Source organism: Kitasatospora cheerisanensis KCTC 2395 (genome assembly GCF_000696185.1).
Lineage (GTDB): Bacteria > Actinomycetota > Actinomycetes > Streptomycetales > Streptomycetaceae > Kitasatospora > Kitasatospora cheerisanensis.
The window spans coordinates 6,066,002-6,078,664 of record NZ_KK853997.1 but is presented as its reverse complement, the minus strand read 5'-3'; the positions used below and the strand labels follow the sequence as shown (position 1 = coordinate 6,078,664).

Here is a 12,663-nt window from a genome sequence, read left to right as displayed (position 1 = left end):
TGGCGTACCTCGCTTCCGCGCCGCACTGGGGGAGGCGGCCTGAGGGCCTGGGGATGGCGGCGCAGGCGCATCAAATCATCAGATCTGATGATCAATCAACTCAGTTGCACACCGACACCGTTCTCCCGCCCGCAGCGGGGTGCACACCGTCACACGTGGACCGGACCGCCGAAGGCGTTCGGGCCGTCCAAGCCGTTCGGCATCGGAGCATTCGCGGTTCAGTCGTCACCTTGGCCGCAGGTACGGATCCCCCGGACGCAGCTGTTCCAGCTCTTCCGTTGCGGCCGGCGAGGGATCAATGACCCTTCGGGTTCCCAGCCGTCGACGTCCGGGCGCAGAGACAGGTGCTGCTCGGCCCGGTCGTTCTCATCGCCGGGCCGGACGTCGACGGCGCCAACCCGCATTCAAGGACGCCTTGGACGGGGCCGCCGGAGCCGTCCACCCGGGAACGGAACAGGGCGGAGAGCGGGCCGTCGCAGCTGCTGTCTCAGTGGGCGTGCAGGTGGGGGTCCAGGTCGATCCGCGTTCGGGCGCTCTCCGACGCTGCCAGCACTCGTCCTACCGTTGCTTCCCACCTCCCGTCGCCGGTCAGGGGCACGACGCGAGGACCGTACCTCGCCGTAAATCGTCACCACCTGCGACCTCGGACACGCCTGTACCGACGACACGGTCGAGGGGCTCATCACCTCCACCACCGGTACGCAGTCCTACTGGCAGGTACTCGAAGGAGCGTTGCACGGCTGGCCCCTGCGTCCCACCAGCCGCTGCCGAGCGGCACCGGGGGAATCCTCACGGACGGCACCACCGGCACCCACCGGCCGACTCCTTCCGACACGCCGTCCAGAAGCACCGCCCCGTCGCACCTCGAGCGAAGCAGTCGCAGAGATGCTGCCGGGACTCGGACCCGGGCAAGGCCACCCCGACATCCGGCCTACGCCGGGCACCGGCCCCTACTCCCGTCCATTCGCCCAAACCTGACCGCAGATGAGGGCTGCCTGCAGGCCCGAAAACTCACCGCCCGTCGATGGCTGCGGGTCACTCGGCAGGCCGGGCCGTAGAAGCCGACACGTCAGCCGGCCTTCGCGGCAGCGCCACCGTCCGGCCTGGGCCCGGCAAGCTGCTCCTGCGTCGGACGTGCCCTCCACGGTCTCAGCGCCGAATCGCCGAAAAAGGCCGTCCTTGCCGAGGCCGCCCTCGAACTCGCGGCAGCAAAAAGCGCCGAACTCGGCGACCTCACCTGCCGAGCCCAGCTGGCCGTGCTCCTCAGCCGGAAGGAAGCCTCCCCCGTCCAGGTCGCGGCGGCCGACCGTCTCCTCCAACAGGACCCCTTCGGCACCGCCGAACTGACATGCGGTGGCGCGTGACGGCCCGGCGGCCGTCACGCGCACTGTCCGGTCGATGAGCTGTGGGGACGTCAGCTCGCCGCGCAGGAGACCGTCGGCCAGGTGGTGCTGCCGTTGGTCATGATGGTCATGCCCCAACTGTTGCCCGCGCCGTTGGGGGTGGCGACGAGGGTCTGGGCGTCGGGGTAACTGGCGTTGATGTTCCAGGTCGAGCTGACCTTCTCCGGGGAGGGGACCTTCACGGTCACCTTCCAGTTGTTCGAACCGGTGACCGAGACGTTCAGGTTGTAGCGGTCGCTCCACGAGGTGCCCGCGGAGAGCGTCGCCGTGCAGCTGCCACCGGTGCCGCCACCGCCACCGCCACCGCCGGAGGAGCCGAGCGTGAGGTTGGAGCTGCCGCTGCTCTGGTAGCCCTCGGTGGCCAGGATCTCGTAGTTCATGGTGCCGAGGTTCATGCCGTGGCTGGCCCACGCGTCGAAGTGGTTCCCGACCGTGATGGTGCCGCCGGTCCGCTTGCTCTGGCGGACGCTCCAGTACTGGTTGAAGGTCTTGGTGCCCTCGATGGAGGGGGCGTTGACGCGCGTCGTCTCGTAGATGTCGTAGGTGCCGCCGTCGCTGGTGACGGTGCCCTTGTAGGTGCCGGTGGGCTTGTACGAGCCGTAGTTCTCGACGACGTAGTACTCGACCAGCGGGTTGGTGGTCCAGCCGTACAGCGACAGGTAGGCGTTGCCGCTGGTGCTCCACGATCCGGAGTAGGTCACCGGGTTGCGCGAGCCGGTGCTCCAGCCCTTGCCCGCGACGAAGTTGCCGGCGTTGGTCCACGAGGTGCTGTAGTTGCCGCCGCCGTTCAGGGACATCGAGGCCGCGCCGCTGCCCTCGGTCCAGAACGAGTAGAAGTATCCGCCGTCGCTGCCGGTCTGGTTCGTCGTGATGGTCGCCGCATCGGCGGTGCCCGGGAGGAGCAGGACAGCGGCGAAGGCCACGGCCAGGACGCGCGTCCTGCCGAGCAGTCGCCGCAGGCGGCTGACCGAACCACTGTGGGGGTGAGGGAAGTTCACGGAGATCATCCGTTCTGCCGGTGGGTGGGGTGGGGTGCGGCGCTGCGGACGCCGACGAGCCTCGCAGAGGCGGGGACGTCGCGCAGCACGGCACGTGACCGACGTACCGTCAACATGGTTGACACCGACCGGGGCCCACACACGGGCCCGACTCCGGGCCGGTCGGCCGTGTCGACGGCGCCAGTGTCGAGCGGGCCCTGACGGAGTGTCAACGCTTTCGTTCGGAATATCGATACGTTCGAATGTCGCACCGCCCGGTGACGCACAGATACACACAGGTCAGGAGCTCAAAGGCGGCGGCGGCACCCAAGGCACCGTCCCTTCCCGCCGAAATGAAAGGTTCGCGGGTGCCTTCTCAGCGGAAGATCACCGAAAGTTTCGAAGATGCACCGCTGCAGGCGAGAAGCGAAGGGCTTCCGACCACGGTCGGCTTTGACGGCGAACGTCCCAGAGACCTCCACGACGGCCCAGCAGATGGGGATCCCCCGCCTGCCGCGAAGATCCGCCACAACTCGGGCCGCACCTTGTGGTGGAGCCGGGACAGATGACGCCCGCACCGACAACGAGCAGGGCCATCGCGGACCTGGGCGTCTGCACCTTGCCAGGCAGACCAAGGTGGTTCCGCGGTCCGCCGATTCCAGCGTCGCACTGACGACCTTGCCCCAAGGCCACGACTGGTCTCCCATTGACCGATCCTCTCCGGACCCAGGCCCTACGCCGGCTGCTGCAAGGTAGGGGTAGGCGGGATGACCCGCGGCAGCGGCACGAACCATTCGCCGACCCCGGAGGGGGCGATGCCAGGGTGCACCGCCGGAGGACCCTCCCAGACGTCGTCCACGGCGGGGTCGTAGAGCAGTTCGTGGTCCGAGTCCTCGAACACGTTCTCCCGGAAGGACGCCAGCATTTCCTCGACGTCGTCAAGCAGTCCGGGGAGGTCAAGGATCGCTTCGGCCCGTTCATAGAGCCGGAGCAGCATTTCCTCGACGGAGACTGTCGAGCTGCCGAGAGTCGGGCCGACACAGGCGACCCGTCAGCTCCACAGCAGCAACCATGAGCTTGCGGGCAAACAGCGGCGTGCACAGGTGAACGAACTGCTCCCGCAGTCCGTCGAGTTGGAAGAACACGGCGTCGCACTGCGCGACGCTCGGGCCTTTGCCGAGCCGCCTTGACGTCCTGAAAGAGCTCGTCGATCAGGATGTCGATCGACCACGAGCGCGCCGGCGGCGAGTTCCGCGGTCTCGCAGGCGATGATGAACCCATCGTCGTCCACCTCCTCGGCAATCAGGTGGCCGAACGTCGCCAGGTCAACGCCGGCGAGCCGCGGGGGCGAGGGGCAGTATGGCCGCCCGCTTCTCCTCCCGCTCCCATCTCACCCCTACTCCACAAGCCCCTTGCTCGACGCCGCACCGCACAGCAAGGCATCGGGAGGCCCACACGCAGGCCGGCCGGTGCCACGCTCGTCTTCCACCATGCCGACGGTCGCCCGCTCCGCCCTGAGTACGTCCTCAACCACTTCCAACCTCGCCCGCCAGGCCGACGTCTCCCGCAGCAGCTTCCACCACCTGCGCCACCCTCGCCCTCAGCGATGGCGTCGGCCTCACGATCGTGTCCCTCTACGCCCACCTCACGTCACGAACCGCCCACCAAGCTGTCGACGCCGGCTCCCAACCCCAATACGGACGAGCGACATAGAACGACATCCGATGCCCGGAGACACCGACGGCCAGAGTTACGACCACCCAACGACCACCAACGGAAAGAGGCCGCCCCCACCATTCGGTGGAAACGGCCTCCGACCTGCGAAAACGCTGGTCGGGACGACAGGATTTGAACCTGCGCCCCCTTGACCCCGAGTCGCCCGGCGATGGCCATCGCTGCACGTCAGACGGTAGACAGCCCGCGCTGTTCGTTCACCGAAAGGCGTCTCGGAGGCGGTGGCGATCGCCGCGTGGTCCCCGGGACGTCCCCGAATCGCTTCTTCCAACCCGCCCATGTGGGCAGCGGCGAAGAACACCGCTTCCTGCACGGCGCCTTGGGTGTTGGCCCCGATGAGCAGGCCCATGGCCCGGTGGCGTGCTGCTCGGTGAGCGCGTCCAGACCGGGGATCACCTGGCCATGGATGGCCCAGTCGGCGGCGGCGAGCTTGGAGGCGGGAGCGATGGCCTGATTGGCGACCAGCGCGAAAATCGTGCGCTCAATATCGGTGCGGAACCGGCGCCTGTCACCGGGCTGCCGGTGGAGGCGCTGCTCGCCAGGTGGGCTCCTGGGCAGGCCGCCAAGCGGTAGAGGTGGCGACGGTCTCAAGGTGCCTGACAGCCCGCCGAGCAGAGCAGGCTCACCGGGAGACCGAACCGGTCAGGCGAGGGCGGGACTATTCGTAGCCTGCTCCCGCAGCAGAGGTCGGCAGCCCCGTTCACGGTGGAAGAGGACGGGGCTGCCGACCACGCCGAGCAGGACTTCATCGGCGCGCGTGATCGATTCAGGCAAGAGATCGAATTGTTCGAGACAGATTTGGTCAACTTGGGTTAGCGGCTTGCGACTTCGCACCACCTGAGCCCATGCTGCTCAGGTTCGAAGAAGCAGAGGATGTCCGGCTATGGCGTCGTGCCATGGCGGCTTCTGACTCACGGACCTTGGAGTTCCCGTGGACACCCTTGTCCTGCGGGCCGGCTGGGCATGCGCCCCTTCCCCGGCACGCGCTTCGGAGCCGCATCGGTTCCAGCGTCGCTCTTTCGCAAGCGACCGCACCTGTTGCAACACGTCGTCCCGCAGTCCTTCCCCGCTGCCGTCGGCATACGCTCGGGCCCGCGGGAGGACGCTGTGACCTCTCCCCCGTACGAGCCGACTGTGGCCCAGCAGACAGCACTCGTCGAACATCTCGTTAACGCGGTGGTCAGTGACGCGACCGGGGAGGCCCAAGGCGGCGTCTGCCTGGGCGAACCTCCTAGCGCGCGCTACTTCATGGAAAGCCTCGGCCCCCACACCGTCGAGCCGGGCGGCGCCGCCCCGAGGTACGGGCGCACCACTCCGGACAGCCTCGGGTTTGAGTTCGAGGCCGAAAACGCCAGTTCCATCACGGTCAAGGCACGGGCGTCGTTCTACTACGCGGCCCTTCCGACCCGAGCCCAGCAACGGGAGTGGGCTGGTGAGCGCGAGGAACCTTACCGCTTGGCGCCGTTGTTCAAGCGGCTCGAAGTGGCCGTCGGACCGGTCGAGATCGTTCTCGGGCACGAGGCCGGACTGCGTCAGACCATGGAGCACGAGTTCCGGCATGCCTTCGAGGAGGCCGTCGAGCAGGCTCTTCGGGACCCGAGGATCGACCGCCGCGTCGGCAACGATCGCAGGGAGCGGCTGGTCCCTCCCGTCGCCATGGTGGACGACAGGGCCTTCGAGCAGTGGCTCGCTCAGGAGGTGGTCGGGAGCCCAGTGGTGCCGTCCCCCGCCGCACATGTCGTCGTCACGTCGAGGCCGGTGGCTTCAGGCCGACTCCGTGTCACCGCCACACTGCAGAACCTCGCCACAGACCCTGTCGTGACGGTCCAAGGCCGGGGCAGCAACGCTGGCCGTACGCGCCGCGACGAGGCCAGGGACAACGCCTTGTTCCGAGCATGCCTGGAGGTCGAGGGCGACCGCCTGCTGCCGATCACCATGGACCTCGGTGCCGACGCCTACCGCTACTCCGGGGAACTCGGGGCGTACTCGAACAACTGCGGTGTCGAGTCACGCTGGCACGACGGCCAGCTCGTCGCCGTGCGCAGCGTGCCCGTTCCGCAGCATGACACCCACCGCGCCGTGGCCCGGACCGACGAGCGATGGGGTTACGCGACACTCGCCGCCGATCCGCTACCGGTCCTCGACGATCTCGCCAACGAGATGGAGGCGTACCTGGACGCGCCGGCCTGGAGCACAGCGGACCTCCAGGACAGGCCCGGGCTGGCCGACCGGAAGGAGGCCGACCGCCGGGCCGCCGCGCTTGAGGTCTCGCGATTCCGAGACGGCATCGCGTGGTTGCGACGGGACGAGCGCCTGCTGCTCGCGTTCCAGCTCGCGAACGAGTCCATGATGGAGCTCAACCAGCGTCGGAAGCGGCCGAGCCGGGGATGGCGGCTGTTCCAGCTCGTGGCCATCGTCAGCCAGCTCGGCGCCCTGGCCTGGCGGGAGCACCCCCAGCACCTCTTCTCCCCCGGACTCTGGGGTGATGACCAGGGCGTGGACCCGACCGAGGCCGCAACCGTCGTCTGGTACCCGACCGGAGGCGGCAAGACCGAGGCGTACCTCGGACTGGTTCTGGTGTGCATGTTCTACGACCGGGCCAGGGGGAAGAAGGTCGGGGTCTCGGCCTGGTGCCGGTTCCCTCTCAGGCTGCTGACGCTGCAGCAGACGCAGCGGCAGCTCGACGTCGTCGCCGCCGCGGACACCGTCCGGGACCGGAACGCCGACAGGTTCAGGAAGATCGGCGGCGACCCTGGGTGGCCCTTCTTCATCGGGTTCTACGCAGGCGGCGGTAACACCCCCAACTCACTGACGGCCGACCATACGTTCGACCGCCTTCGGTCCAGCGAGGCGGAGCGGCACGCGTACCGGCTCGTGCACGACTGCCCCTACTGCGGGGAACGGTCGGTACGGATCCCGCCGCCTGACCCTCAGCGACTCAGGCTGGAACACGTCTGCGGCAACGAACGGTGCGGCAAGGTCCTCCCGATCGTCGTGGTGGACACGGAGATCTACCGCTACCTCCCCACCGTCGTGGTCGGCACTCTGGACAAGCTCGCCAACATCGGGCTGTCGGACCGGTTCGGCGCGCTCTTCGGGGACGTCGACTGCTGGTGCACCCCCCACGGGTTCGGTCGGGGCGGCAAGTGCCACGAGCGTCATGCCCCGGGGCATCCGAAGTCGCCTCCCAAGGCCTTGGGGGCTCCCCTCTACGACCCCTCCCCCTCGTTGGAGATCATCGATGAACTCCACATGGTCAACGAGGAACTCGGCGCGTTCTCGGGGCACTACGAGGGGCTTCTGGCGGAGGTCCAGCGCACACTGACAGCCAGGCAGCGCCCCGACGGACGCGGCGTCCGGATGAAGGTGGTCGCGACCACCGCTACCATCCGCGGCGAGGACCGCCAGAGCGAGCACCTCTTCGGCCTTCGGTCGGTGGTGGTACCGCTTCCGGGGCCCAATCTCGACGAGAGCTTCTACTGGCGTCTCGACCGAAGTCTTCCCCTGCGTCGCTTCGTCGGGGTCATGCCGACACGGGGTACGGCGGAGATGACGCTGGTCAGAATCCTGACGTCCGCGCACCGCGCTCTCTGGAAGCTCGACCAGCGTCGTGATCTCCCCCCGGCTCTCGAAGCCTGGCCGGAGGAGGAGCTCCGCACAGTCGTAGACCTGTACCGCACAAGTCTCACGTACGCGACCACCCTCGTGGACTTCGGGCGTATCCGGCGCTCGCTGGACACCCAGGTCAACGAGGCCCTGCGCAGGGAGGGGTTCCCGGATCTCCGCGTAGCCGAGCTGAAGGGCGAGACACGCCTGGACGAGGTGCGGGGCGTCCTGGACGACCTGGGCAGCACCAACGGCAGCACGGGCATGGTCGTCGCGACGAGCATGGTCAGCCACGGGGTCGACGTGGACCGGTTGAACCTCATGCTGTTCAACGGGATGCCCAGGTCCATGGCCGAGTACATCCAGGCGTCGTCGCGGGTAGGCCGTGCGTACCACGGCCTCGTGTTCATGCTCTTCAACCCTGTGAGGGAACGGGACCGGTCGCACTACCGGTACCACGGCAAGTTCCACGAGTACCTGGACCGCATGGTCGAGCCCGTGGCCATCAACCGCTGGAGCCGGTTCGCCGTGCGCAGGACCCTCCCCGGGATACTGATGGGCCACCTCCTCCAGATCGCCAACCGCGACTGGTGGCAAGCGGGTAACGCACCAGGGCACCTGCACGACCTCTCGAAGATGCAGGCCGCGCTCCGTGATCCTTCTGTCGGAGGACTCGAAGGCGTCCAGCTCACCAAACTGCTGGAGGCACTTCACACGGTCTTCCAGTCGGAGCGCCCGGAGGGGCAGGAGCTCCACAGTGATCTCGAGGACATGGTGGAGCATGCACTCGCCAGCCTCCGCTCCGCCGGAGCCTCTGCCGGCCTCTCCGGTGGGAACAACCGCGGATACCGCGCAACGGGCGACTACCTGGGCCTCGAGTACCGGCCCATGACGAGTCTCCGGGATGTGTCCGAGGGCATCCCGTTCCACATCGTGTCCGACGGCAGGAGGTCGTGATGGCGTTCAACCCGAGGAACGACGACATGGCCCGCGACCGGGGCCAGGTCCTCTACCGGTACCGCCCCGGTCAGACCTTCGACCACCGTGGTGGCTACACCGCCCAAGTGGTGCAGTTCGGACGGGACGAGGAGTTCGACGGCCCCTCGCTCGACCGCGAACACCTAGTCCAGGAGGCCATGCGGTTCGTACGCAGGTGGCGGGCTGCCGGCCGTGCGTTCGCCGCCGGCTCCGACCGGGCACCCGAGTTTCCCGGAGACGAGGACCGGCTCGCCGATCGCCACTACGAGGTCGTGGTCCCCGGCAAGGTCTTCTGCCGCATCTGGCCCCGGGTGGTGCGCTGCGCCAGCGGCAGGTGCGGACACGTCTGGTCGGCCAGTGACCCCCGGCCGGGGACGGATGACTGGCCGCCGGCCTGTCCCGCGTGCGGCAACGCCGTCGGCAACCGGCAGCTCCAGTTCGTGTTCGCACACAGGTGCGGCGAGATGTCACCGATGTACCCGCCGAGCAAGTGCCCGAGGGGACACACCCGGTTCCGACTGGACGACCGTGCGAGTCGGTTCCGTGACTTCCGGTGGGAGTGCATGACATGCGGCTTCCCGCTGGGTGTGCAGTGGAGCTGCAGCAACTCCTCGTGCAGCTACCCGGACAAGTTCATGCATCCCCTGCTCCACACGGCGGGGACTGCGCATGTCGGCCAAGGCCTGACGCTCGTGAACGTGACGACGACCGAAGAGGCCACCCGTCAGAGCAACCCCTTGTACACGGCCTCCGTGCTCGGCTGGTGGCTCGGTGAGATCACCGAGGAGGAGTTCCGGCGACTCACGGACGGGCACACGGTGGATGTCCCCGACGAGGTCGTCGAGAGCATCCGTGTGATGGAGGAGGCCGGTCTGCACGACCAGGCGCGTGCGCTGCGGGCGCGCTTCATGCCCGTCGAGGTGGATCACCTGAAGGAGCGGGTGGGCAAGGCTCTCGGACTCGACACCGAGAGCGACGACGCCCGCGGGCTCGCAGCCGAGCTGCACACCTACCGTCGAGTCCTCAACCTGGAGCGCCTAGGCGTCCCCCGCCTCCAGCGGGAGGCACGCAACGCCGAGCGCCGTGCCCTGTACGAGCGCTACCCCGAGGTCCTTGCGGCTGCCGGCCTCGGCCGGGACACCTGTCTGGTGAGCGATCTCCCGATCACCTACCTCGCGATCGGCTACAGCCGGACGGGTTTCAGCCCCGAGGAGGCGGATCTCGTGCCCTACCGGGGGCGCGCCTCACGGGGCACCCCTGAGAAAACCCTGCTCTACGCGCATCCCACACAGGCGGAGGCACTGCTCTTCCCGGTGGACAGGGAACGGGTGAGCCGGTGGTTGGTCCGCAACGAGCTCGTGAGTCGACGCACCCTCGACGACGCCGGCGGCGTCGGGCAGTGGCTGGTGCACCAGCTCGGTCCGAGCGACGGCAAGGCCCTCTCACACGAGACCCGCCCCGCACCGGGGCATCCCGACCTGCCCGTCCACGAGCTGTTCGGTCTGCTCCACTCCCTGTCACATCAGCTCCTGCGGGCGCTGGCAGTCGACAGTGGGTACAGCGAGACCAGCCTGTCCGAATACCTGTTCCCGTACGACCTGGCCTTCGCCATCTATCCCAACGGCGGAAGCGAGTTCAGCCTCGGTGCCATGCGGACCGTACTTGAGCAGAACCTCGACGCGGTCGTTAGCCGGGCCGTCGACAACGACTCCTGTCTGTACGACCCCAACTGCATGATCACAAACGAGGGTGCGGACCACGGTTGCCTCCAGCTCCCCGAGACGGCCTGTCAGTCCTGGAACCGGAACCTCTCCCGCTGGCACCTCTTCGGTTCTCCGGACGGCTCGAAAGTCGGGTACTGGGACCCCACCCTGTGAATGCCCGGTGGGGAGGGCCCGCGCTCTGCCTTCCCCACCAGCGGCCCCGCCAGACGCCGCAGGGCCTGTCGAACACCGATCGTCCACAAGTGGAGCCTGTGTGAAACCCGAACTGGACCTGCTGGACACCATAGCCAGCGCTCGTGACCAGGTCCGCTCACTGCGTGGCTGGAACTCCGGACCGGAGCGGATCTACGACCTTCTCCGGACGGCGACGAAACTCCGCGCGATGGAGATCAGCGCAGGAATGATGACGGACCTGCCGTGGGAAAGCGTCCTCGCCCAGCTCGTCGTCTGGCACCACGACTATCCCTTCGGCACGGGCACGTGCTCGGAGAAGGACGCAGCCGAGATCGTCATTGCCGCGGCGGCAGTCCAACGGCTGGACTTGGTGGAGACCGGCGTGCGGAGCGGGGCCTATCAGGTACGGATGACCAGGGGAAACTTCCGGATGCGCCACCGCTGGAACGCATCGGCCGAAGTAGCCGACATGTTCCTCGAACGCGACGCTCGTCCCACACGGCTACCGGAGCTTTCCGAGATGGAGCGCCGATGGATCTCCACTCGGCCTGTCGACTCTCGGACCACCCCGCCACCAGAGGTCCTGCGCGCTGCCGTCCAGCGTGCCTCCACGACGATCGAGGCATACCGGCAGTCGGTGCCCGAAGGACAGGTGCCTGACTCCTGTCCCCTGGGTGAAGGGATGACCGCCGGCGACATGATCAGCGTCCTGGCTGTGATCATGGGGATCGCCTCCCTGTGTGAGCAGACAGCGCACAGACTCTCCCGGCTGGAGACGACGCTCTTCCACCTGGCTTACACCCGGCTGATGGCCGTCATCGCGGAGATGTGCCCGAACGTCTCGAAGGCACACCGGGCTCTGGTAGTGGAAAGGCTCACTTACCGGACCGGGCGCTCGTGCAGGACCTCCCCGCTGATCCGACACGGCGATGTCCTCATCGTCTGCCCGCCCCTCGTGACGCCTAGGGCTGTGGACCCGATCATGCTTCGCTCGGCCGCCCATGCCTCTGGGGGATTCGGTCGCATAGGTAGGGAACAAGGCGAGCGCGCAGCAGCATGGGCTGCCTGGCTACGCACGACGCCCGGCACCTTGGTCGCGGAACGGGTCCCGGTGGTCAGGACCGACGGGATCTGGACGTGGTCGTCGTGGACCCGGGCAGGCGTCGCGGCCTGTGCCTCGAGATCAAGTGGCCGATCGAAGCACTTTCCCTGCATGAGGTCATGAAGGTCGAGAACTCAGAGGACGTTAAGTCCGTTTCTGGATGATCTGGTGTCGCCCGTTCGTGGGTACGGAGGCTTTCGAGCCGACTCGCGTGTCGTGTGCATGATGGGGTCGGGGCATGGAACGGATGCCGTACTCAACAGACTTGTCCGACGGGCAATGGGCCTTGATCGAGCCGCTGGTCACCGCCTGGAAGAAGGAGCGGGTGTCGCGATCGGCGACCGGAGACCCGGGCTCCTGTGACCTGCGCGAGGTCGTGAACGCCCTGCTGTACCAGAACCGGACGGGCTGTCAGTGGCGGCTCCTGCCGCACGACCTACCTGCCTGGTCGGCGGTGTTCTACTACTTCACCCTGTGGCGCCAGGACGGCCTTGACCAGCGGATCCAGGAGATCCTGCGCTGCCAGGTGCGTGAGCGGGCCCGCCGATTAGAGGACCCGTCCCTGGTGATCATCGACACTCAGTCCGTCCGCGCGGCGGCCGGCGTGCCGAAGGAGACCACGGGGCTGGACGCAAACAAGAGGACGCCCGGAAGGAAGCGGGGACTGGCCGTCGACGTGCTGGGCCTGATCATCGGCGTGGTGGTCCTGGCCGCGAGCGCACACGACAACGAGGCCGGCATCGCTCTGCTGGACCAGGCGGCCGAACGGTGCGGGATGCGTCTGGAGAAGGCCCTGGTCGACCAGGGCTTCAAGGACGCCGTGATCATCCACGGGGCGGTGAAGGACATCACCGTCGAGGTGGTCCGGCGCAACCCCGACGACGCGGGCAAGGGGTTCGTCCCGCAACCGAAGCGGTGGGTGGTCGAGCAGGTCAACGGCACCCTCATGCTCCACCGGCGCCTCG

At 67.7% G+C, this 12,663-nt stretch carries 6 protein-coding genes; 4 read left to right on the top strand and 2 right to left on the bottom strand.

Features of this window, described 5'->3' with window-relative positions; translation table 11 throughout:
* Positions 1–1,414 precede the first annotated feature (1,414 nt).
* A complete protein-coding gene (locus KCH_RS27390; RefSeq protein ID WP_084223951.1) occupies positions 1,415–2,410 on the bottom strand; it encodes a glycoside hydrolase family 11 protein in 996 nt (331 codons plus the stop codon).
* A 703-nt stretch (positions 2,411–3,113) separates the two neighbouring features.
* Positions 3,114–3,377: a hypothetical protein gene (locus KCH_RS27385; protein ID WP_035867375.1), complete on the bottom strand. Its 264-nt coding sequence runs from the start codon at positions 3,375–3,377 to the stop codon at positions 3,114–3,116.
* A gap of 1,844 nt (positions 3,378–5,221) precedes the next feature.
* Between KCH_RS27385 and KCH_RS27375 the strand changes: the two genes are divergently transcribed.
* From KCH_RS27375 to KCH_RS27360, 4 genes are all read left to right on the top strand, one after another.
* A complete protein-coding gene (locus KCH_RS27375; protein WP_167574123.1) occupies positions 5,222–8,677 on the top strand; it encodes a helicase-related protein in 3,456 nt (1,151 codons plus the stop codon).
* Positions 8,677–10,575 carry a hypothetical protein gene (locus tag KCH_RS27370; protein WP_035867368.1) on the top strand — a complete coding sequence of 633 codons (1,899 nt, stop codon included), beginning with the start codon at positions 8,677–8,679 and terminating at the stop codon, positions 10,573–10,575. The genes KCH_RS27375 and KCH_RS27370 overlap by 1 nt, the downstream gene beginning before the upstream one ends.
* A gap of 100 nt (positions 10,576–10,675) precedes the next feature.
* Positions 10,676–11,821, top strand: coding sequence for a hypothetical protein (locus tag KCH_RS27365; protein WP_035867366.1), 1,146 nt, complete (start codon positions 10,676–10,678; stop codon positions 11,819–11,821).
* A 115-nt stretch (positions 11,822–11,936) separates the two neighbouring features.
* Positions 11,937–12,663: IS5 family transposase (locus tag KCH_RS27360; protein ID WP_035862081.1), on the top strand; the 727-nt coding region annotated here is incomplete at its 3' end.

Bases quoted from the DNA above. Each gene is read 5' to 3' on its own strand.
- KCH_RS27370 (WP_035867368.1), top strand. From the start codon at position 8,677: ATGGCGTTCAACCCGAGGAACGACGACATGGCCCGCGACCGGGGCCAG.
- KCH_RS27390 (WP_084223951.1), bottom strand. From the start codon at position 2,410: ATGATCTCCGTGAACTTCCCTCACCCCCACAGTGGTTCGGTCAGCCGC.
- KCH_RS27385 (WP_035867375.1), bottom strand. From the start codon at position 3,377: ATGCTGCTCCGGCTCTATGAACGGGCCGAAGCGATCCTTGACCTCCCC.